The 22,648-nt window shown below is 53.6% G+C and carries 20 protein-coding genes and 1 other RNA gene; 15 read left to right on the top strand and 6 right to left on the bottom strand.

Annotated features, from left to right (window positions below; genetic code table 11):
* Nucleotides 1-60 precede the first annotated feature (60 nt).
* The 3 genes from VHE34_RS24745 (at nucleotide 61) to VHE34_RS24735 (ending at nucleotide 2,145) form a co-directional block, all read left to right on the top strand.
* A complete protein-coding gene (locus tag VHE34_RS24745) occupies nucleotides 61-1,071 on the top strand; it encodes a CapA family protein (protein WP_325592954.1) in 1,011 nt (336 codons plus the stop codon).
* Nucleotides 1,072-1,298: 227 nt separating this feature from the next.
* The gene (locus tag VHE34_RS24740) at nucleotides 1,299-1,625 is read left to right on the top strand and encodes a hypothetical protein (RefSeq protein ID WP_325592952.1); all 327 of its coding nucleotides are present in this window, start codon (nucleotides 1,299-1,301) and stop codon (nucleotides 1,623-1,625) included.
* A gap of 58 nt (nucleotides 1,626-1,683) precedes the next feature.
* Nucleotides 1,684-2,145: a PepSY-like domain-containing protein gene (locus VHE34_RS24735; RefSeq protein ID WP_325592950.1), complete on the top strand. Its 462-nt coding sequence runs from the start codon at nucleotides 1,684-1,686 to the stop codon at nucleotides 2,143-2,145.
* Nucleotides 2,146-2,148: 3 nt separating this feature from the next.
* Here VHE34_RS24735 and VHE34_RS24730 read toward each other — a convergent pair whose 3' ends face one another.
* A complete protein-coding gene (locus VHE34_RS24730; RefSeq protein WP_325592948.1) occupies nucleotides 2,149-2,781 on the bottom strand; it encodes a hypothetical protein in 633 nt (210 codons plus the stop codon).
* Nucleotides 2,782-2,789: 8 nt separating this feature from the next.
* Nucleotides 2,790-3,635 carry a hypothetical protein gene (locus VHE34_RS24725; RefSeq protein WP_325592946.1) on the bottom strand — a complete coding sequence of 282 codons (846 nt, stop codon included), beginning with the start codon at nucleotides 3,633-3,635 and terminating at the stop codon, nucleotides 2,790-2,792.
* Nucleotides 3,636-3,733: 98 nt separating this feature from the next.
* On the opposite strand from VHE34_RS24725, the gene VHE34_RS24720 reads away from it, so the two are divergent.
* The 3 genes from VHE34_RS24720 to VHE34_RS24710 are packed head-to-tail and all read left to right on the top strand — an operon-like array spanning nucleotide 3,734 to nucleotide 9,629.
* The gene (locus tag VHE34_RS24720) at nucleotides 3,734-5,020 is read left to right on the top strand and encodes a DUF3667 domain-containing protein (protein ID WP_325592941.1); all 1,287 of its coding nucleotides are present in this window, start codon (nucleotides 3,734-3,736) and stop codon (nucleotides 5,018-5,020) included.
* Complete coding sequence (gene mazG, locus VHE34_RS24715; RefSeq protein WP_325592939.1) at nucleotides 5,017-5,814, top strand: nucleoside triphosphate pyrophosphohydrolase; 798 nt, start codon at nucleotides 5,017-5,019, stop codon at nucleotides 5,812-5,814. The genes VHE34_RS24720 and mazG overlap by 4 nt, the downstream gene beginning before the upstream one ends.
* The gene (locus tag VHE34_RS24710; RefSeq protein WP_325592937.1) at nucleotides 5,811-9,629 is read left to right on the top strand and encodes a HAMP domain-containing sensor histidine kinase; all 3,819 of its coding nucleotides are present in this window, start codon (nucleotides 5,811-5,813) and stop codon (nucleotides 9,627-9,629) included. The genes mazG and VHE34_RS24710 overlap by 4 nt, the downstream gene beginning before the upstream one ends.
* A gap of 35 nt (nucleotides 9,630-9,664) precedes the next feature.
* Here the strand turns inward: VHE34_RS24710 and VHE34_RS24705 are convergent, their stop codons facing one another.
* The 3 genes from VHE34_RS24705 to rplU form a co-directional block, all read right to left on the bottom strand.
* Nucleotides 9,665-11,257 carry a DNA polymerase/3'-5' exonuclease PolX gene (locus VHE34_RS24705; RefSeq protein WP_325592935.1) on the bottom strand — a complete coding sequence of 531 codons (1,593 nt, stop codon included), beginning with the start codon at nucleotides 11,255-11,257 and terminating at the stop codon, nucleotides 9,665-9,667.
* Between the two features lie 310 nt (nucleotides 11,258-11,567).
* A complete protein-coding gene (gene rpmA, locus VHE34_RS24700; protein WP_325592933.1) occupies nucleotides 11,568-11,840 on the bottom strand; it encodes a 50S ribosomal protein L27 in 273 nt (90 codons plus the stop codon).
* A gap of 30 nt (nucleotides 11,841-11,870) precedes the next feature.
* On the bottom strand, nucleotides 11,871-12,170 hold the full coding sequence (gene rplU / locus VHE34_RS24695; protein ID WP_325592931.1) for a 50S ribosomal protein L21: 300 nt from the start codon (nucleotides 12,168-12,170) through the stop codon (nucleotides 11,871-11,873).
* A gap of 273 nt (nucleotides 12,171-12,443) precedes the next feature.
* Here rplU and VHE34_RS24690 point away from each other — a divergent pair, with 273 nt between their 5' ends.
* The 5 genes from VHE34_RS24690 to VHE34_RS24670 all read left to right on the top strand — a co-directional run bounded on the left by VHE34_RS24690 (nucleotide 12,444) and on the right by VHE34_RS24670 (nucleotide 17,616).
* Complete coding sequence (locus VHE34_RS24690; RefSeq protein WP_325592929.1) at nucleotides 12,444-13,871, top strand: GH3 auxin-responsive promoter family protein; 1,428 nt, start codon at nucleotides 12,444-12,446, stop codon at nucleotides 13,869-13,871.
* 14 nt (nucleotides 13,872-13,885) lie between these two features.
* Nucleotides 13,886-15,055 carry a 1-deoxy-D-xylulose-5-phosphate reductoisomerase gene (locus VHE34_RS24685; protein ID WP_325592927.1) on the top strand — a complete coding sequence of 390 codons (1,170 nt, stop codon included), beginning with the start codon at nucleotides 13,886-13,888 and terminating at the stop codon, nucleotides 15,053-15,055.
* Between the two features lie 12 nt (nucleotides 15,056-15,067).
* A complete protein-coding gene (gene rseP / locus VHE34_RS24680) occupies nucleotides 15,068-16,441 on the top strand; it encodes an RIP metalloprotease RseP (RefSeq protein ID WP_325592925.1) in 1,374 nt (457 codons plus the stop codon).
* Between the two features lie 99 nt (nucleotides 16,442-16,540).
* Nucleotides 16,541-16,913, top strand: a transfer-messenger RNA (tmRNA) gene (gene ssrA, locus VHE34_RS24675).
* Nucleotides 16,914-16,977: 64 nt separating this feature from the next.
* Nucleotides 16,978-17,616: a hypothetical protein gene (locus VHE34_RS24670; protein ID WP_325592923.1), complete on the top strand. Its 639-nt coding sequence runs from the start codon at nucleotides 16,978-16,980 to the stop codon at nucleotides 17,614-17,616.
* 184 nt (nucleotides 17,617-17,800) lie between these two features.
* Here the strand turns inward: VHE34_RS24670 and VHE34_RS24665 are convergent, their stop codons facing one another.
* The gene (locus tag VHE34_RS24665) at nucleotides 17,801-18,409 is read right to left on the bottom strand and encodes a DUF4272 domain-containing protein (protein ID WP_325593081.1); all 609 of its coding nucleotides are present in this window, start codon (nucleotides 18,407-18,409) and stop codon (nucleotides 17,801-17,803) included.
* 124 nt (nucleotides 18,410-18,533) lie between these two features.
* Between VHE34_RS24665 and VHE34_RS24660 the strand changes: the two genes are divergently transcribed.
* From VHE34_RS24660 to VHE34_RS24645, 4 genes are all read left to right on the top strand, one after another.
* The gene (locus VHE34_RS24660; RefSeq protein ID WP_325592921.1) at nucleotides 18,534-18,953 is read left to right on the top strand and encodes a hypothetical protein; all 420 of its coding nucleotides are present in this window, start codon (nucleotides 18,534-18,536) and stop codon (nucleotides 18,951-18,953) included.
* A 739-nt stretch (nucleotides 18,954-19,692) separates the two neighbouring features.
* Nucleotides 19,693-20,613 (top strand): NAD(P)H-binding protein, encoded by a 921-nt coding sequence (locus tag VHE34_RS24655; RefSeq protein WP_325592919.1) that lies wholly within the window; start codon nucleotides 19,693-19,695, stop codon nucleotides 20,611-20,613.
* 119 nt (nucleotides 20,614-20,732) lie between these two features.
* Nucleotides 20,733-21,455 carry an SDR family oxidoreductase gene (locus VHE34_RS24650; protein WP_325592917.1) on the top strand — a complete coding sequence of 241 codons (723 nt, stop codon included), beginning with the start codon at nucleotides 20,733-20,735 and terminating at the stop codon, nucleotides 21,453-21,455.
* 60 nt (nucleotides 21,456-21,515) lie between these two features.
* On the top strand, nucleotides 21,516-22,430 hold the full coding sequence (locus tag VHE34_RS24645; RefSeq protein WP_325592915.1) for an AraC family transcriptional regulator: 915 nt from the start codon (nucleotides 21,516-21,518) through the stop codon (nucleotides 22,428-22,430).
* Nucleotides 22,431-22,648: the final 218 nt, after the last annotated feature.

Raw genomic sequence — 22,648 nt, 5'->3', positions numbered from 1 at the left:
TCTGTTTCTTGCTTGATCCAAATCATTTTCTCATGTATGTCCAGTGGGTAATTTTGGCCTATGAGCGAAGATACCATCCGCATCGGCCTGACCGGCACTGTAATGCTCGGCCGGACAGTCGATTTCACCATTCCCCCAAAGGCTTACGCCTGGCCCTGGGGTGATGTCCTCCCACTGATGCGCCGCCAGGACCTCAATTTCGCCAATCTCGAAACGACCCTGACCACCAGCACCCGTAAACACCAAAAGACCTTTACCTTCAAGGCGCATCCCGACAAAGTGAATTGCCTGTTGGAAGCGAATATCCGGGCAGTGACCCTCGCCAACAACCATATGCTGGACTTTTCGGAAGAAGGCCTCCGCGAAACCATCGCGGTCCTTGACACCGCCGGTATCCGCCACGTCGGCGCCGGCATGAACGACAAGGCGGCACAAGCCCCGCTCATCCTTCCCGTCAACAACATCCGCCTGGGAATACTCAGCCTTACCAACGACGAATCCTCCTGGAAAGCCGGCCCCGGTCATCCCGGGGTCAACTACGTCGACCTGTATGACGGTGCGGCCCAGCAGCTTCTGCTGGACAACATCGTTCGACTTCGGCAACACGTCGACCACGTCCTGGTAAGTATCCGTTGGGGATCCAATATGCAGGAGGAACCCAATCCGCTCTTCATCGAACTTGCACATGAGATCATCGACCACGGGGCATCGATCATCCATGGACACGGCGCCCATATCTTCCAGGGGGTGGAGGTCTATCGGAACAAGCTGATCCTGTACGACACCGGCGACTTCATCGACGACTACGCCGTCGACCAGGTCCTTCGCAACGATCGCTCCTTTTTCTATATCGTCGAAGCCGACCGCACCTCCATCCCCCGGCTCGAGCTGATCCCGGTCCTCATCGCCGACGGCCATGTCGGACTCGCAACGGAGAACGACCGTATCGAGGCCATCCGCCGGATGAAAGACCTCTCATCCGCACTCGGCACCCGCATCGACAGCCACCCTCATATGCCCGATCCGGATGCGTTCCTGCAGTATACAGTCAACCCATCGCCCTGCGGTTAAAAAAGTCCATTCGAAACGATCTTTTCCCTATCTTAGTCCGCAGACTTCGCGCTGCCGGTCCCCCCGGGTGCACCCCTCATTTTAAAATATCGAATGTACATGGCTGCCTCGTGCCACAATGAAGCCGCCCGCGCCTCGCATCGCCTCGAACAACATTCGGAAAGGTGCAACCGCGGTTGCGCCTTTTTAGTCTTTTGTTAAGCTTTGAATTGTTATTTTTGAACCGTATGAGCATCGCCCGCAACAGATATCTTTCTTTGATCATTATCCTGCTGTCTATTAGCGCTGCAGGCTTCGTGCGCGCCCATACCCATCGGGACATTTCTCATGTAAAGACGGCCCATTTCGCCCACAAATACAAGGATGCGGTCATCGCGCACCGCTTCCATCAAAATCACTTCAAACGCCATCGATCCAACCTCGACGGCTGCCTGCCGGTACAACAGGAAACGATGATACCCATCGTGACCGGTTCATACGCCGTCGCACCCGTACTACATCAACACATTCCCACACCCGCAACACCTTCCCTTCGCGGACCGCCCATGGCCTAGGCCCTCATTGCATCACTATTCATAACGGGGCCCGACGGCCCCAAAAAATATTACTACCATGAAGAAATTACTGGCAGCTATCGCCTCCTTTATACTCATCCAGCACGTATCCGCTCAATCGGTATCCATCGACAAGGTTCCAAAACCCGTTCAGTCCGCATTCTATTCGCAGTTTCCGCCCGCTACCCTGAAAAAATGGGAGATCCGCAAAGAAGGCTACATCGCCGTCTTCAAGGTCGACGGACGCAAACACTATGCTTATTATACGGCCGATGGGAAATGGGTGGCCACCGAGACCCGGGTGAAAAGAACCCGCCACCTGCCCGAACAGGTCCGCGCGGCCTGGCTCAACAGCGGCTATGCCCACTGGTATGTTCACAACATCCGGAAACTGGAGACCGCCGAAGGCCACAGCTATGTGATGCACCTCAACAACGGCAACACGTACGACGCCAATAAGGTCGACGCCTACAACCAGGATCATACCCTGGTCCTGGCCCATCAGCCGGTGCTGAACTAGCCCTTAATTAAGGAATCCCCAGTCGACAATGCGTCGCAGGTATTGCTTATCACGGATAACAAAGGTGTACTCTGCACCTTTGTTATCTATATTGAGCAGGTAGATGTAAAAAGTATGCTTGTCATTCGATAAAAAGACCCCGTTCCGGCTCCTCGTCTCCCCATTCTCCCGGAAACTGAACTTCGGATCATAAAGATCGAAATAGGCCGTCGGCGGGACCGCAACCGTATCCTTTCCCACCACCACCGTGATCGACTCGATCGTCGTATGCGGCGGCTGGCCGATGACCCCGCCATAGTAGGGTTTCCCGTCGATCCGTAACAAATGCCCCTCCTGCATCATCAGCTTATGCTTCGAAGGCAGAAAGATGCCCGATTTGATGAATACCGTGATATTGTCGTTGCCGTATTTGACGAAATTGGGCCCGACGTCCAGCACCGGCAAAGAGGGTAGGGGAGCTTTTCCGATACTCTCGTCTACCCCCGCCAGGGCAAAACTGGCGACATCGGCCCGGATATCCTTCTCCGACACCTTTGCAAAATTGTCCCGCTTATTCCGGAAATCAGGGAAATCGAGGTCCTGGGCAACCGCGGAAACCGCGAAAAACACAAGAAGTAAAAGAATGGATCCACGCATGAGTGAGATTATTTATAACCATATACGTATTCGATAGTCCCCAACAGCTCCTTTTGTTTGTTGAAACACTGGTCCTTCGTCTTCAATCCCTTCTCCTCGTCATAAGTGTAATACCATTTCTGGTAAAAGGAATTCCCCTCTTCCGGCACCACCAACATGCTCTTCACCCGCCCATCCTCATATTCGAAGATGGTCAGGGGCAACAGCCGGTTCGCTCTGGGGCTGTACCGAACGATATCCGTCATCAGGTGATTGTCATCGTAATAGTAGTAAATAGTCGGCAGATCCACCCCCAGCCGTTTGCTGCGCTCCTCCACGATATTCCCCTTTTCATCCGAAACGAACCGGACATAGGTGGTATCCATCCCGTTCTTTATCTTCAACATCGACACCGGCTTCCCCGGATGCGCCGGGTCATACCCCCAGACATGCCGCTCCTCCGCCTTTACCTGGTTATCCGTTTCGATGGAGGTATTGACAATGGAAAGGATATGACCCTCGGCGTCATATTCGTACTTCGTTTCACTCTGGTAGGTATCGCTGGTATCCAGGTTCCGCACCATCCGCCCGTTCGCATACTGGGTGATATTCCAGCTGTCCGTCGAGCCCGCCGTCTTCGTATGGGTAACCATCTGCGAATAGTCGTTCGACAACTCCTGCTCCCCTACAAAACCCTCCGTAGGCCGGCCGTCGGCCTCCAGGCTCTTCAATGTTACCGATCGGACTTTATTCTCCTCGAACACCTTCCAGCGGGTATTGTTCTGCCGCGTAACCACCAGGTCCTTGTAAAGGAATTGGGCACCAACGGGGCCACAAAGTACCAGCCCAAACAAGCATCCTATTATAACCTTCATATAACCACAAATTTAAGGACCCTCACGTAACGAAAAAACAACGGTTTTAATACGCAAAACACCGCCCTTTCCCTTATTTTAGGTGAAAATTAACCGCTTTGTCGCACTTACACGAAAGAAAGGAAAAGAATTGCCTCAACTGCCAGACCGAGGTCATCGGCCGCTACTGCCACAAATGCGGCCAGGAGAACCTCGAACCCAAGGAGACCGTCTGGCACCTCGTCCAGCACTTTTTCAACGATATCACCCACTTCGACGGAAAGTTCTTCGATACGGTAAAATACCTGATCAAAAAGCCCGGCTTTCTTTCCCTCGAATACATGCGCGGTCGCCGGATGTCCTACCTCAACCCCATCCGCATGTACGTCTTCACCTCGGCCATCTTCTTCATCATCCTCTATTCCATCACAAAGCCCGAGGACATGGCCAAAGGCCTCCGCCAGGATAAAACCGAAAAAAATGCCCCCTCGACAAAAAAACTCGCCGATCTCATCGCCGATACCGCCCGCTATCACAAAAGCTCGATCGTCTCCGAAGACGAGGACGATCGCCAGGATTACCACGACAAATGGGAACACCGGTTGATCGAAATTGCCGCCATCCAAAAAGCCTTCGGCGACACGACAAAGCAAACCTTTACAAAGCGCGCCCTCGACAGCATCCTCTTCAAAGCCTATTCGGACTCTCTCCAGGTCGACACGGCCGGCGAAGTCAAAGCCGATCTTGCCAAAACCCGGCGATTCCAAAGGGCAGTCCGCAATTATGCGCTCGATCGAACCGACGGTGACGATGGGGACAATTTTAACTTCATGGGCTCGGACATCACCTATCGCACCATCGAACAATACGACTCCGCCGAACATGCCCTGCCCGACAGCCTCCGCGACGGCTGGTTGAAGCACTTCATCACCCGGCGGGGAATCGTCATCCGGCAGGAATGGCACGAAGATAAGGCCCGCTTCGTCGAACACCTGATGGAGAATATCCTTCATTCCTTCCCCAAGATCCTCTGGATCTCCCTGCCCATCTTCGCCCTGATCCTCAATATCCTCTACTTCCGGCATAAGAAGACATTCTTCTATGTCAACCACGGCATCTTCACCATCCACGTCTATTGCGCCACCTTCATCCAGCTGTTCCTCATACTCATGCTCTACCTCATCGGCCGCGCCTCGGCATCCGGTTGGGTGCATCTTATCACCGGTTTGGCTACCTTTGCCATCTGCCTGTGGACGCTTATCTACCTCTATAAGGCCATGAGAGGCTTCTATGGACAGCGGAGGGCGAAGACCTTCCTGAAGTATTTCATAGTGATGGGCCTGATGTTCTGGATCAATATCATCCTGCTGACGGTCTTCCTGTTAATTTCCGTGTTTTCAGTATGAGTACCACCAACACCGCCTTCGAACGCCTGGTAAAAATAATGGACGAACTCCGGGAGCAATGCCCCTGGGATAAGAAGCAAACCATCCAGACCCTCCGCCCACTCACCATCGAGGAAACTTACGAACTCGCCGACGCCATCACCGACAGCGACTGGAAAGGCATCAAAGAAGAACTCGGCGACCTCTTCCTCCACCTCCTCTTCTATTCCCGTATCGGCCGGGAGCAGGGGCAGTTTACCCTGGACGAGGTCCTCAATGGCATTAGCGACAAGCTCATCGCCCGTCACCCCCATATCTACGGCAGCACCGCCGCAGACCCTAACCTCGTCGAAGTCAAGACCGAAGAGGACGTCAAACGCAACTGGGAACAGCTAAAGCTCAAAGAAGGTAAAAAGTCCGTCCTTTCCGGCGTCCCCGTCTCCCTCCCCGCCACCGTCAAAGCAACCCGCCTGCAGGAAAAAGCCGGTAAGGTCGGCTTCGAATGGGACGAGACCGCCCAGGTATGGGAAAAAGTACAGGAAGAAATGGCAGAACTGCAGGAAGCCGTCGCCGAAGGCGACCAAAACAAGATCGAAGAAGAATTCGGCGATCTTTCCTTCTCCCTGATCAATTATGCACGATTTTTGCATATAGACGCCGAGAACGCCCTCGAACGGACCAACAAGAAATTCATCGCCCGGTTCACCCGGATGGAAGAAGAAGCGCGTTCCCGGGGCCGGTCCCTGGCCGATATGACGCTCGCCGAAATGGACGCTATGTGGGATAACATCAAAAAGTCAACCAAACAGGATTGAGATCCTTCTTCATCGACATATTTCGTAGAAACATCTACCTGCTCTTAGCCGCCTTCGTGCTGTTCATCAGCGGCTACTTCCTCAACCTCTACTTCAGCAGTGACGCCTCGGTAGCCGTCCTCCGCAACTCCATCCAGTCCTTCCTCCAGCAACGCCAGCAGGACTTCACCAAGCTCACAAAGGACACCGCCTACCTCCAGCGCCTCGCAGCCAACCGATACTCCCGCCAGGACCTCGAAACTGTCCTCAAAAAAGAATATGGCATCTTCCTCTATACCACCGACACAGCAGGCAAACCCGGCGCCCTCCAGTTCTGGAACGATCAGCGATCCTCCCCCTCACCCGCCATCGTAGGCGGTCCCGACGGCACCGGCTTCGTCCAGCTCAGCAACGGCCAGTACGACTACATCCGAACCACCCTCCCAACCGACACCGGCCGCCCCATGGTGGCCATCGCCCTCATCCCTGTCCGCTGGCAATACTTCATCTCCGTCTCCAACCTCACCCCCGAATTCGTCGACATCTCCTCGGCCGAAGCCCGGGTCCTCATCGTCACCAACCCGACCGAATTCCCCGTCCGCGACGGCAAGGGCAATATCCTTTTTTACCTCCAGAAAAAGCCGGGCTACCACGCCTCCGCCCACAACTGGCCCATCCCCCTCGTCATCCTTCTCGGCACCTTCCTGGTCCTCATCATTATCCACAATATCGCCCACACCATCCGCGAGCGATGGGGCGCCGCCTGGGGCATCGGCTTCCTGGTCGTCGTCATCCTCCTGCTCCGGGCCATGATCTATATCTCTCCCGGCTTGCTCAACCTCCGGCAATTCGACCTTTTCGATCCCAGCATCTATAGCTCCAGCTTTATCCTCCAATCCCTCGGCGACCTGCTCATCAACGCCTTCCTCTTCTGCTGGATCATCCTCTTCGTCCGGCGGGAACTCAGCGACTATACCATCCCCCAGTCCGTACATAAATACATCAACTGGTTCTGGATCACCGTCGGCCTCGCCCTGCTCGTCGTCACCACCTTCGAATTCGCCAATATCGTCCAGTCCCTCGTCCTCGACGCCAAGATCTCCTTCAACGTCACCAACTTCTTCAGCCTTCTCAACAACTATAGCTTCATCGGCTTCCTCGCCCTGGCCGCCCTGGCCCTGGGCTATTTCTTCCTGTCGCAGGCTATCTTCCAGCTCATCGGTTATCTTATCCGGAGTCTCTCGATCGTGCTGTACATCCTCATCGCCACCATGGGACTCATCGTGCTCACGTTCATGCCCAACCCCCTGACCGTGGAGCTCGATATCCTCGTACTCCTCTGGCTCCTCGCCTACACCTGGCTCATGCAGCGCCGCATCTTCTTCGACCTCCGGTTCCGCTTCAACGTCTCCGAGGTCCTGTTCTGGCTCTTCATCTTCTCGACTTCGATTTCCGCCGTCATCCTCTTCGAGAACAGGAAAACCGAGGAAGAGAATCGCCGCCTCATGGCCGATCGTCTCGCCGACCGTGCCGACCCCGCCAACGATAAGCTCTTCAGCATCGTCTTTCAATACGTCGACAATGACTTCCTGTCGCTCAACTTCAACCGGTTCCGCGACCCTATCTCGAACCTGCTGATGAAGGACAGTATGATCAACCGTAATTTCAACCCTTATCAAACGGCCTTCGACACCCATATCTATACCTACGACGGCGAAGAAAAGCCGTTGTACAACGAACCGTCCATCTCCTACGATACGCTCAATACGATCTTTACCGTCCTGGGCAAGGCCACCGAGGTCCCCGACCTGAAATATTATAGCCGCACCTTCGATAAGAACGTCTTTATCTTTCGCAAAACCCTCCGCAACGACACCACCGGGAAGATCGAAGGGTCTATTTTTATCCTGTCCGAACCCAAAAGCTACAACAAGGGGGAACACGCCCTCGTCCCGGAGCTCTTCCGGCAGAAAACGGAAGATCTCCCCGAGTACTACGCTATCTACAAGAAACGCGAGCTCATCTCCGAGAACAGCGACTACCCCTTCTCCACCCATCTCACCGACGAGATGATCCCGGCAACGGACTACGCCCACGTCAAAAGGGAAGGCTATGACGAGCTCTGGCATCGCCTTGCCGACGATGACTATGTCGTCGTCGTCAAACGCGACAACTCCTCCCTCGAGGACGTCACCCTTTTCGCCTATCTCTTCAGCGCCTTCCTCTTCCTGGTCGCCCTCTTCCGGCTGGCCGCCCTGCTCATCTGGAGCCGCCTCCACTGGAGCCAGCTGAAGACCTACTGGCAAATGAACATCCGGTCGCAGATCCATACCACCATCATCTTTATCAGCCTCTTCTCCTTCGTGGTCATCGGGGCGGCGACGATCATCTTTTTTATCAATCGATATAACCGTAATAACCGTGACCGGTTGAGCCGGGCCATGCAGGTGATGGTCAGCGAGGTCCAGGGCAAGCTCGGCGAACAGGGCGAAACATCCCCGGACAAACTCACCTACCAGGGCTCCCGCTCCCAGCTGCAAAAGCTCATCGAAGACATCGCCCAGACCCACGCAGCGGACATCAATGTCTATGACCTCAACGGAAACCTCGAGGTATCCTCCAACCTGCTCATCTACAACAAAGGCATCCTCAGCACGAAAATGCACCCGGTGGCGTATTACAACATGCATGATCTCAATACCATCCAGTTCGACAACGACGAGCACCTCGGCGGCGTGCCCTACCTCAGCGTCTACCGCCCCCTGCGCGACGAGAACGGCCGGGCCTACGCCTACCTGAACCTGCCTTCATTCACCGACCAGGACGAGCTCAAGGAAGAGATCTCCAACTTCCTCGTCACCATCATCAACCTCAACGCATTCATATTCCTCATCGCCGGCACCATCGCCCTCTTTCTTACCAACCGGATCACCATCTCCTTCCTGCTCATCTCCAAAAAAATGCAGGAGATCAATCTCGGGAAGACAAACGAGGCCATCGAATGGGATCGCAATGATGAGATAGGCGGGCTCGTAAAGGAATACAACAAAATGGTGCGAAAGCTCGAGGAAAGCGCCGCCGCCCTGGCCAAGAGCGAACGCGAAGGCGCCTGGCGCGAAATGGCCCGCCAGGTGGCCCATGAGATCAAGAATCCCCTGACGCCCATGAAGCTCAGCATCCAGTACCTCCAGAAAGCCATCGACAACAACTCGGCCAACGTAAAGGAAATGGCGGCAAGCGTGGCCCGCACCCTCGTCGAACAGATCGATCACCTGTCAAAAATCGCCTCTGACTTCGCCCAGTTCGCCAATATCGGCAACCCGAAGAAAGAGGTCTTCGACCTGCATGAAATGCTGTATTCCCTGGTATCCCTTTACGAGACCACGGAGAATCTGTTGTTCAAATGGGTGCCCGTCCACCACAAGATCCACGTTTTCGCGGACAAGACCCAGCTCAACCGGCTGTTCACCAATCTGCTGCAGAATGCCCTCGAAGCTTGCGTAAATAAAAGCCGTCGCGTCATCAGCGTCAGCGAAGAAGTGAAGGAAGATAGTATTATCATCAAGGTCACCGACAACGGCGAAGGCATTCCCCTCGAAATGCAAAGCAAGATTTTCATCCCCAATTTCACCACCAAGTCCAGCGGCACTGGCCTCGGCCTCGCCATGAGCAAGACCATCGTCGAACAGGCCAAGGGTAAGATATGGTTTGAAACTGTCGAGGGGGAAGGAACGACCTTCTTCGTGGAATTACCTATCCTGCGGGCTACGGAAGGTCGTTCCTTCCCCCTCAATCCATCGGCCCCGCTAGGTGCCGCAGGCACCGGTATAGCTTAACCTGACACCGGACTTCAGCCTGCCAAAAAATTCCCTCAAATTCCCTTCCCCTCCCTCGTCTCCAACAACCATTCTTTAAACTCCTCGAGCCCAAAAGAAGAAAGATTCTGCTCCGCCGTCACCCCCGCCTTCTGCGCCGCCAACACCCCATACCGGATCACATCAATGCCGCCGACCGAATGCGCATCCGGATCGATCGAGATCATCGCTCCCTGCTCCAGCGCATACCCGATCCAGCGCCAGTCCATATCCAGCCGCCGCGGGTGCGCATTCAACTCGATCACCACATTGTTCCGGACACAGGCATCGATGATCGCCTTGTGATCTATAGGATAGCCTTCCCGGCTGAGCAATAGCCGCCCCGTCATATGTCCAAGGATAGCGGTATATGGATTCTCGATGGCCCGCAACAACCGGCTCGTAGCCTTCTCCTGGGTCATCCGGAGATTGGAATGCACGGACGCAATGACAAGGTCGAAGGAAGAAAGCACATCGTCGGAATAATCCAATGCCCCGTCATTAAGAATATCGCACTCGATGCTCTTGAATATGGTAAAAGGCGCCAGCTTCCGGTTCAGTTCCTCGATCTGCGCCTGTTGCTCCCGGATCCGGTCCGGTTTAAGCCCGTTCGCATAAAAGGCGCTCTGGCTGTGGTCGCTGATCACCAGGTACTCATACCCCCTCGCGATACAGCCCGCCGCCATCTCTTCCAGCGAATGCGACCCATCGCTCCAGGTACTATGACTATGGATCACTGCACGGATATCCCCAGGCTCGATCACCGGGCCCCAATCCTTCAGGCCCCGCTGCTCCCGCCGCACCGGCGAAACGAATGGCCGTCCCGCCGCCGCAAACAGCTCCTCTTCGCTCCCAAACGAACCCGATAGGGTAAACTCCTCCAAAAACTCTCCACTACAACTCGTCTCGAACAACACCCGCACAAAATCCGCCGGCGAAGCCGCCACAAAACCGATCTCTACCCCGTCGGTCTCACCGACGATCGCAAGCGCCGCCTCCGGCGAAGCCGTCGTCACCCACTCCAGCTTGGTCACCACTTCTAACTGCCGCCGGAAATCCCCCGTCAAAGCAAACCGCTCGGCAGGAAAGGCCGCCTTCAGCGCCGCATCCAGCCGCAGGGCCAGCGGTTCCACCTCGGCAAAAAGATGACTGCCCGCATGCCTAAGCCGGAACTCGATCGCGTCCCGCACATTCTGCTGCGTCTTCTCGCCAAAGCCCTTGAACAGCAGCAGCCGGTTCTCCTGGCAGGCATACAGCAGCTCGCCCACCGATTCGATCTCCATCTCCTTCCAGATAGTCGCGATCTTCTTCGGGCCAAGCCCCTTGATCTGCAGCATCTCGATCACCCCTGCAGGGGTCTTATGAACGATCTCCTTCAAAGCCTTCAACTCCCCGGTCTGCTGTATCTCCAGTATCTTTTTCCCAATGGAATCCCCGATCCCCTTGATCGCCGACACCTTCTCCAAAGGCATCCCCTCCACCGGCGGCAGCTTGTCGAGCGTAAAGGCCGCCACCGAATAGCTCTTCGCCTTAAAGGAATTCTCCCCATGGATATCCATCAACTTGGACAGCAGGCTAAACTGCTCCGCGATAAATTCATTGTCAATCATGCCCCTAAATTAAAAAAGAAGCGCCACAGGCGCTTCGGCCGAAGCCAATATTACATGAAAAGGCCCCGATCTCTCGGGGCCTTACTATTTTCTGCCAAACTAAGGAAGAACTATTTCTTCTTTGCAGCTTTCTTAGCAGCTTTCTTCTTGGGAGCAGCTTTCTTTTTAGGAGCTGCCTTTTTCTTAGCGGCTTTTTTTGCAGTTGCCATTTTTTTAGAATTTAAATTGGTTAGTAAAACAATTTACACCCATAAAAATAGAAACTTCTTTGGAAGTTCCAAAAAAATTTTTGAAAAATCCAAAAAATTTTCTAAGCACCTGCTTCTACTGCGACCGCGTTGACGGAGACAAAGGTCTTATCGCCTTTCCCCTTCCTGAACTCAACCGTACCATCAGAGAGGGCGAACAATGTATAGTCCTTGCCTACTCCCACGTTCTTGCCGGGATGATACTGCGTACCACGCTGACGAACGAGGACATTACCGGCAATCGCGGGCTGCCCGCCATAGATCTTAACTCCTAAGCGCTTGCTGTGCGAGTCGCGACCGTTCTTTACACTACCTTCACCTTTTTTGTGAGCCATATTCTAAAGTTTGAAAAGTATTAACTATAACTATGCGATTTCGCTGATGCGGATCTTCGTATAATGAGTGCGATGCCCATGCTTCTTCCGGAAACCCTTCCTTCTTTTCATCTTGAAGGCGATCACCTTGTCTCCCTGGACATGATCCAGGATCTCAGCCTTGATCACAGCCTTCACATCCTTTCCGGCAGCGAGCTTGTCGCCATCCGTCAAAAGAACTTCAGCAAACTCGACGGTGGAACCGGCATTGCCCGCGATGCGGGGAACGTACAAAGTCTGATCCTTCTGGACCTTGAACTGCTGACCGGCTATTTTCACAACTGCTAACATAATATTGATATTAGGGCTGCAAAGGTAAGGAGAATCAAACAAAAATTGAAAGAAAATCCCTCCAAATCCCAAAAATACTCCAAAAACCCTGCCCATGGGCTGCACCCCCTCAAAACCAAACCCTTATACCCAACACAACCCCCTCTGCGCCCCCGGCGCCGGGCCATTGTCCATTGCTCAAATTCCCGTACGTTTGCCCCCATGAACATGAAGATCAAATCATTCCTTGCCAGGCCCTTTGCTTCATATATATACAAGGGCATACAAAAGGGGATGACAACGGCGATCGCAGATCAGGAGGCAATATTGAATCAGCTGTTGAAGGTCGGGGCCAAAACCGTCTTCGGAACGGAACACAAACTGGGCGATATAAAAACATACGAAGAATACTCCCAGGCGGTTCCCATTCGGGACTACGAACAGTTCTCCGGCTATATCCAGCTGATCAAGGAAGGAAAACATAACGTATTGTGGAAGGGCCAGCCCATCTACCTTGCCAAGACATCCGGCACCACCAGCGGCGTCAAATACATCCCCATCACAAAAGACTCGATAGACAACCATATCAACACGGCCCGCAATGCCCTGCTTTGCTACATGGCCTCGACGGGCAATACGGCCTTCGCCGACGGGAAGATGATCTTCCTGTCCGGCTCACCCGAACTGGAAAGGGTAGGGGGCATCCCCACCGGCCGGCTCAGCGGCATCGTCAACCACCACGTCCCGGGCTATCTCCGCACCAACCAGCTCCCCTCCTACGAGACCAATTGTATCGATGATTGGGAGACCAAGCTGGACAAGATCGTCGAGGAGACCCTCAGCCAGGACATGACCCTCATCAGCGGCATCCCACCCTGGGTCCAGATGTATTTCGACCGGCTCGCCGAGCTGAAAGGCATGCCCATAAAGGATATCTTCCCCAACTTCTCCGTGCTCGTCCATGGCGGCGTCAACTTCGAGCCCTACAAGCATCGCCTCTTCGACGCCATCGGCAAAAAGATCGACACCATCGAGACCTTCCCCGCCTCCGAAGGCTTCTTCGCCTTCCAGGACAGCCGCGAGGAAGAAGGCCTGCTCCTGAATACCAACAGCGGCATCTTCTTCGAATTCATCCCCGCCTCCGAGCTGGGTAGGGAGAATCCCAAACGCCTTTCGCTTAAGGATGTCAAAGTAAACGAGAACTACGCGCTCGTCGTCAATACCAACGCGGGCCTCTGGGGCTACAGCATCGGCGATATGGTTCGTTTTACCTCGGTCGACCCCTGGCGTCTCGTCGTCTCGGGCCGTACAAAGCATTTCATCTCCGCCTTCGGCGAACACGTCATCGGGGAAGAGGTGGAGTATAGTCTGATGAAGGCCGCCGAAGAAGTGGGGCTGCATATCACCGAGTTCACTGTTGCGCCCATGATCCAGCAGGAGAAAGGCAAATCCTATCATGAATGGTTCGTGGAATTCGACGGCAGGCCCGGCGACCTGGCCGCCTTCGCCGACAAGGTCGACCACAACCTCCGCGAGAAGAATATCTATTATGACGATCTGATCACCGGAAATATCCTTCAACCCCTTAAGATCCGCCCGGTAAAAAAACACGGCTTCATCGACTATATGAAGTCGGTAGGCAAGCTGGGCGGCCAGAACAAAGTGCCCCGGCTCAGCAACGACCGTAAGCTCGCAGCCGAACTGGAAAAATACACCGAGTAACAAACCCAAACCTAATGTCAAACACCAGCGTAAAAAAGCGCATCGCTATCTTCGGCTCCACCGGTTCCATCGGGAAACAGGCGCTCGAGGTCATCGATGCCAATCCGTCCGCTTTTAGCGTGGAGGTACTGACGGCCCACAGCAATGACGAACTCCTCATCAAACAGGCCCTGCACTTCAAACCCGATATCGTCGTCATCGGCGACGACAAGAAATACACCCAGGTCAAGTCCGCGCTTTCCGGCCAGCCCATCAAGGTCTTCGCCGGTGAGAAGGCCCTCGAAGAGGTCGCGGCCATGGATATCTATGATATGATGCTTGCCGCCATCGTCGGCTTCGCCGGTCTCCGGCCTACATTGAAGGCCATCGGGAACGGTAAGGCGATCGCCCTGGCGAACAAAGAGACCCTCGTCGTGGCGGGGGATATCGTTATTCAAAAAGCCCTTGAGCATAAAGTCCCCATTATTCCCGTCGACTCCGAGCACAGCGCCATCTTTCAGTGTCTCATCGGCGAGACCCGTAACCGCATCGAGAAAGTGGTTCTCACGGCCTCCGGCGGACCCTTCCTCGGCAAAAAGCCCAACTTCCTGGTCAACGTCAAGCGCGATCACGCCCTTCAGCATCCCAACTGGAGCATGGGCGCCAAGATCACCATCGACTCGGCAACGCTGATGAACAAGGGCCTGGAGCTGATAGAGGCAAAGTGGCTCTTCGGCCTGCAACCCGGCCAGGTACAGGTAGTAATTCATCCTCAGAGCATTATACACAGCATGGTCATGTTCGAGGATGGCAGCATCAAGGCGCAGATGGGGCTGCCCGATATGAAGCTGCCCATCCAATATGCGCTGGGCTTCCCCCGCCGCATGGCCAATAACTTTCCCCGTTATGATTTCCGCAAGCCGAATACCCTCACTTTCGAGGAACCCGATACAAGGACCTTCCGCAACCTGTTGTTGGCCACCGAGGCCCTCAACAAAGGCGGCAATCTCCCCTGTGTGCTGAATGCAGCCAACGAGATCGCCGTATTCGCTTTCCTGCGCAATCGCATCGGTTTCCTCGACATGACCGACCTCGTCGAACGGACCATGCAGGAACTGCCCTTTATCGAGCGGCCCACGCTGGAAGAATATTTTGAAAGCGATGGGGAGGCCCGTAATTTTGCCGCATCTTTAATAAAACTCTAGGACACAAAATATATGGTATTATTAGCAATCGAGTGGGCTTCCGTAGGCGTCAAAGTCCTCCAATTCATCCTCTCCTTTTCCATATTGGTCGTCCTTCACGAGTTGGGCCACTTCCTGCCCGCCCGCTGGTTCAAATGCCGGGTCGAAAAATTCTACCTCTTCTTCAATCCCTGGTTCTCCCTCTTCAAAAAGAAGATCGGCGAGACCGAATACGGCCTCGGCTGGATTCCCTTCGGCGGTTATGTCAAGATATCCGGCATGATCGACGAGAGCATGGACAAAGAGCAGATGCAGCAGCCCGCGCAGCCCTGGGAGTTCCGAAGCAAGCCAGCCTGGCAGCGGCTCATCATCATGCTCGGCGGGGTCACCGTCAACGTCCTGCTCGCCTTCGTGATATTTATAATGATCATGTGGGTCTGGGGCAAGGACTATATCCCGGTATCCAATCTTAAATACGGCCTTTATGCGGATAGTCTCGGCCGCAAGATGGGATTGCAGGATGGCGACAATATCATCGCCGTGGCCGGCAAGCCTCTCGAAAAGCAAGGCTCCGTGGGCTCCGAGATGATCATGAACGAAGCTAAAACAGTCACCATCGTCCGCAATGGCGACACCCTTCAACTCAATGTTCCCCCCGGCGTCATCGGTCAGCTCAACAAGAATCGCCTCGGTGGCCTCGCCTATCTCCGCTATCCCGAAGTAGTGGATTCGGTGATGCCCTGGGCGAAGATCACCGCCGGCGACCTCCGCAAAGGCGACACCCTCATTGAAATGAACGGCCGCCCGATCCACTTTGCGACCGATCAGATAAAGGACACTGCCTTCCATCACATGAAGAGCATCATGTCCAACCACCTCACCGTCGTCCGCAACGGTCACGACACCGTGCAGGTCACCATCCAACGCAATCCCGCCAAGGACAGCACCATGGGCATCGCTTACCAGGCCGCCGATAAGCTCCTCGGCAGCAAACATACCTCTTACACCTTTCTCCAAGCCGTTCCCGCAGGCGTCCACCAGGCTATCGAGACCCTGTCCAATTATATCCGAAACCTGAAGCTCATCTTCACCTCCAAGGAGGTCAAGGCCCAGGACTCCCTCGGCAGCGTCATCAGCATCGCCGGCATCTTCCCTTCGATCTGGGACTGGCAAAGCTTCTGGATGCTCACCGGCATCTTCAGCATCCTGCTGGCGTTCATGAACGTCCTGCCCATCCCGGCCCTCGACGGCGGTCACGCCCTCTTCACCATCGTCGAGATGATCTCCGGCCGCAAGCCCAGCGACAAATTCATCGAATATGCGCAGATGGTCGGCATGATCCTGCTCTTCAGCCTCATGGCCTACGCCCTCGGCCTCGACATCTTCCACGTCTTCGGACACAAGTAACCACCGCCGACCCGCCACCCCTTCCGCGGCTCACAAATTATTCGTATATTTGCAGTCCCCCTCTCCGGTCTAAAGCCGGGGAGGGGTCGCCAAAAAACTGGGGGTGCCTGGTTTTGACAGCATAGATCTTTGAAGGTGTAAGCATGTCGTGCGTTGGATAATTAGCACGTTAATCTGAATATTCAAACTTCAAATGGCAATACTCAGTATGCCATGGCTGCCTAATCAGTGATTAGATAGTCATTTGGGCCGCGCTGGCCGGTTCGCCCGTTACCACGCTGCGCCGCCGACTCAAAACAAACACGGGATGCTGCAACGGTAGGCTGTGCCCGTTGCTTAAGCCCATCCAGCTAAGGAGGTGGTTGGTTCGTCCGTCCCCGGCCACCCCCCGACAACCAATGACGGAATAAACATGTAGAAAGCTTTCGGCGATTATGTTTGGACAGGGGTTCGAGTCCCCTCACCTCCACGAAATGTATAAGCTGCTGTAAATCAGCGGCTTTTCTTTTTTCGTGCAATTATTTATCTTTGTGTAAATGATTTCAGATGAAATCCGAACAAAACTTCAAAATATCGTTCGAGGAGAACTCCACCAAGGGCAAAGCGATGCTTGCACAGCAACCCGCGATCTCCTTTGTAAAAGCTTTGGCTCAAGTCCAACGATTAAAAGCGAATTCGAAAGTCGGGCAGTCATCAAAGAAAAGCAAGTCAATTTCCTAAAAGCCCACGCTCAAAGGACAGATATTTGGATGGACGCATTACCTCCGGGTAGTCTATATCTGACTGAAGGCGGCGAAGCAAAAGTTTACCTTTCGTCCAATGGCGAACTTGTCTACAAGGTAAACGATGCCGGGTACTACGCCACCTGGACGGAATATTTTAATAGTCTGCTACTCCATAATTTGCTGTTCTCTAATTCTTCTTATCAACTTCTTGGATTTACCGAAAGCGATGATAGATTCTGCGCTGTTGTTCAACAGCCTTTTGTTGAAGGCGAGCAGGCTTCGTTGGAGCAAATCGAGGAATTTTTGGCTTTTAACGGATTCATTAAGGCAAGGCGACAAGACTACTACAATAATGAATTCCGCATAGTCCTGGAAGACATGCATGATGAAAATGTGATAGCCAAGGACAGCGTATTGTTTTTTATTGATACTGTATTCTACATTACCTAAAGTATGTGCTTCACTCCTTGTCTCGCGTCATCAATAAAGTTGCTTTTCGTCGAATGGAATAAATACGAGCCCGCGATCCAAACCGCCAATTTACAATTGCGGGGCCTTTTTGTTTATTGCAGAGGGGAAATCGAACCCTATTGTCAGATTAAGTCTTGACTAATTCAATCAATCCATGCCAGACTTATGTCGACATATCCGTATCATCCCGGTCAGCTATTCCCGAAAACTTTGTGAGCCAATTGAGAGTCTTATGCCGTTCGAAACTTACCGCCCTGTTGATATGGGTTTGGTCTTGTTGACCATTAAAATGCAAATCTCGGAAATACCCGGTGGCCAGTTCATTGACCAGATTTTCCTCGAATATCTCGCCAAAGTTTCTATAGCTCAAACGGCTCAGAAAAGCCTCGGTTTCATCGCCAAGCTCAGGGATTACAGCAAAAAAGGCATCGAGTTCCTCGTCGGTTGCCGTCCGAGTCGGATCCGGTAGGTGCTGAATGAGCCCCAATGCCCAGCCTAATGTCAATGCGCCCTCAAGTCCCCATGAAAGCCGGGCTAATTGTCTTTGCTCCGGCTCCCCACCGGCTAAGAACGCTCGTTCTGTCTCAGACACATGCTCCCAAAGCTTTTCCCGCTGAAACCATTGGATCAGATTGGGCCGCGCTTCCAGATTTTGAACGGTGAAGACTAATCCATATAAGATTAACAGACGACAGCCTGCATCGTAAGGTTTGTGAAATTCGACGTTGGAATAATCAAGATAGGGCAGGTAAGTAACATTGACCGGTTTGATTCCTAGCCGTGCCTATTTCTTCTCAAGCCTGTCCTTGCTTTCCTTCAGTTCTGATCCATTCATATGCTTCTTTGGTTAAACTTATTGCGAAAGCTGAATAGCAATGTAACTGGGCGGCCAGTACATGGAAAAATCATGGATTGTAGATGTTCCACGCGACGTCTATGTGCAGGGCCTGTTGGGGGTGTATGAACGAACAGACGCCAGCTTGCTGAAGGATGTTTTCATCTATGCCTACGAACGGTCCGCCGCCCGCTATGCCGAGGTCCGCCAAACCCTAGGTGATCCGGATCCGTTCCGCTTACGGTACCGAGATGCTATACGTCAGGTTATTTCCGAGGTGATCACGCAAAAGCTTTCCCCTCCGGCAGCAAAAGACCATCTGGTTGGCTATGCCCGCCAGCTCCCAGCTCCAGACCAGGACAGCTTCATAAACGTAGTTGAGGCCGAGCTCCTGGCTTTACACGAAGGCAATTTCGCCCGCTACCGGGTAACCCCGTCCCAGTTTGCCGCCTGGCAGGCCGTCTGGAAAGAGAAGGCATAGGACCATACTACTTTTTAACTAGCTTGTTGCCGCAAAATTAATCGTACGACGTCGCCCGATTACCGTCAAAAAATAGATACTAAATGTATTTGTAATAGTCCTATCTTCTCTTTTTGGATTTCCTTTATCAGTGAATTTATTGATGGCTTATTTGCTGAATTCTAAGCAATAAGGAGGTTAGGGGTTCGATTGAAGTCCCCTCACCTCCACCCGCTCTTCAAGCCGCTGATTTTCAGCGGCTTTTTTTGTTGAGACCTTATAAGTAATCGCGTTCGAGCAGATCGTCACCATCATCACACATTTGCGACCCAGGCGTCACTGGCGCAAATGATTCCGGCATGAGCCCCACAACGGTAAACGCCCACTTGGCTTGTTAAATGAACTTATTACTGTTAGTTATTGAATTTCCGATAAGAAAAATATCAGGAGTTCGATTTTTCTTCACCGTCATGGCCTGCTTCTATGGTATCGCCTTAATTTCTCACCTCGACGGCCCGTCATTTTAGGTGTCGCACGCCGGGCAACCATGAAACCATCCATAGCTACTATTGCAGCGCCCCCCTTATTGCGGGCGAATTCTTTAGCATCGTTCCGAGGCAGGAGGACAGGTGTTGGCGGATAGGAGCGGCAGGCCAAACCTGCCCCCCACACCTCCAAATTCGGCTACAACATCCGTAGATTCCACTACGCCCGCTTCCCGAAAGCCGCCGAATTTTACAAGGTCAAAATCGCCAAAAAAATGAAAATTGTTCTCACCGGCTCCCTGGGCCACATCAGCAAGCCCCTCGCCGAAATTCTCGTCCGTCAGGGGCACACCGTCACGGTTATCAGCAGCAAACAAGATAAAGCAAAAGATATCAATGCAATAGGCGCTGTCCCGGCCATCGGGTCCCTCGAAGACCCCAACTTCCTTGCGGCCACCTTCAAAGGCGCCGACGCCGTCTATCTAATGGAGCCCCCGGGCAATTTCTTCGACCCGAACTTCGACGTTCATGAACATGTTGCCGGCCTCGCCCGCAACTTTGTTCAGGCCGTCCAGGACTCCGGCGTCCGGCGCGTCGTACATCTCAGCAGCATCGGCGCCCATACCGACCAATACAATGGCCTGCTAAAATTTCATTATAACGTAGAAAAGATACTCGGCCAATTGGCCGCCGGCGTCGCCATCAGCTTCATGCGGCCTGTCGGCTTTTATTACAATCTCTTGTCATTCATCCCCATCATCCGTTCACAAGGGGCCATCATCACCAATTACGGCGGAGATGACCCCGAACCCTGGGTTTCACCACTGGATATTGCCGCGACCATCGCCTCGACGATCACCCAACCCTTCGCAGGCCGAACGGTCCAGTATATCGCCAGCGATGAGCGCTCTCCAAATGAAGTGGCATCGATCCTCGGCGCCGCCATCGGCAGGCCAGACCTGAAATGGGTAACTATCCCGGACCAACAGGCGCTCGATGGCATGCTCGCCGCGGGTATGAATCCCAGTGCCGCCCGAGGCCTGGTGGAAATGAACGCAGGCCGTCGTGGCGGCCGGCTCTATGAAGATTATTTCAGCCATCGACCCGTCCTGGGAAAGGTGAAAATGACCGAATTTGCCAACGAATTTGCTGCCGCCTATGCAAATGCGAACCCGCAACCGGCATCGGCGCATTAGGCCGACAAGGAAACGACCATAAGCAGAGTAGGAAATGGCCAAAAGCGAAAAGACTATTGACAGAATAGTAATAGACCATATGCCGAAAAGAAAAGACCATAAACAAACAGGAACAAACCATGCGAACAGTATTGATTACCGGGGCAAACAAAGGTATCGGCCTCGAGACGGCCAGACAACTCGCGCACCTGGGAGGATATTTCATCTACCTCGGCAGCCGCGATAAGACCAGGGGCGAAGCCGCGATAAAGCAGCTCAATGCAGAAGGGGTCACCAGTGTCGAATGGGTCCAAATTGATGTCACCGACATCGAATGCATCCGGCACGCCAAAGAAACGATCCAGGCATCGACAGGCGCGCTCGACATCCTCATCAACAACGCCGGCATCGCCGGCGACCAGCCCCAGCACATCGCAACTACCGATATGCGGAATCTGCGAACCGTCTTCGAAACCAATTTCTTCGGCGCCGTGCAAACAACCCAGGCCTTTCTGCCGCTATTGGAACGGTCCGCCGCACCAGTTATCGTTAACGTCTCCAGCGAGCTCGGCTCACTGGCCCGCCATAGCGCCGCCGAACGAAACCCCAATTGGGACAACTTCGACGCCTACAGTTGTTCCAAGACAGCATTGAATGCATTCACCCTGGCGCTGGCAAACCAATTCCGAAGCAGCAAATTCAGGATCAATAGCGTCACGCCGGGATTCACGGCCACGGACCTCAATCAGCACCAGGGGCCCCAGCCGGTCTCGGAGGGCGCAAAACATATCGTACGATCCGCGATCATCGGCCCCGACGGCCCAACCGGGAAATTCCTGAAAGACGGCGTCGTACCCTGGTAACACCGCCGAAGCCGGCGCCAGGCGAGACGTCCACGCAACGCACCCATAAAACATCAACCCATGAACAAGATCCGCCGCATCAAAAGCATTACGGAATTTCACGACCTCCGTCGGTTGCCAAAACCGCAACACCCGCTCATCAGCGTCGTCAACGTCGAAGACGTCCACCATGCACCCGACGAGGATCCAGAGAATTTGGTCTTGGACTACTACAGCATCTCCCTCAAGCGCAATTTCAGCGGCAAATTCCGTTACGGCCAGCAGGAGTATGATTTTGACGAGGGGATCATGTTCTTTATCGCGCCCGGCCAGGTTTTCCGGATCGAGCACGATAGCGCCCGGCCGATCAACCAATCCGGGTGGATGCTGCTTATCCATCCCGATTTTTTATGGAATACCCCGCTGGCCAAATCCATCCGGCAACGCGAATATTTTGACTATTCCGTAAATGAAGCCCTGTTCCTCTCCAGGAAAGAAGAAGTTACCATTACGGGCATCATCCGGACCATCCACCAGGAGTACCAGAACAATATCGACCAGTTCAGCCAGAACATCATCATTTCCCATCTCGATGCCCTGCTCAACTATGCCGAACGGTTCTATCATCGCCAGTTCCTGACCCGGAAAATTGCCAACCATCGGATCCTCGACCGGCTGGAGAAGATCCTCGAAGAATATTTCACTGCCGAAGACCTGATCAGAAAAGGGCTGCCCTCCGTGCAAGAGATCGCCGCGCAATTAAATGTATCCCCCAACTATCTGAGTGGTCTGCTTAAAGTATTGACCGGGCAAAGTACCCAACAGCATATCCACGAAAAGCTCATCGAAAAGGCAAAGGAAAAACTCTCCACTACCGATGCCTCGGTCAGCGAGATCGCCTACAATCTCGGGTTCGAGCACCCGCAATCCTTCAGTAAATTCTTTAAGACAAAGACCAACCAGTCGCCCCTGGAGTTCCGGCAATCATTTAATTGATCCCCCCAGCGCAGATCCGGATGACGCCGATTCCGCATGCAACCCAAACCAATTTTTCTCTTCCTACCCAAGCGCATATTTCAATGCATCAATCCCGAAATCGAATTTGACGGCGTACCGGGACGTGGCATGTTAGAAAAGGGACCATCCATTTTAGCTTTGCAGACTCGGACGGTCAAAAGGCTTTTGGCGGGTGCAAATCCGTGCAGATATTCAGA

The organism is Puia sp. (assembly GCF_035546395.1).
Classification (GTDB): domain Bacteria; phylum Bacteroidota; class Bacteroidia; order Chitinophagales; family Chitinophagaceae; genus Puia.
Note: the sequence above shows the minus strand (reverse complement) of the source record. Positions and strands in the feature narration are given on the sequence as shown.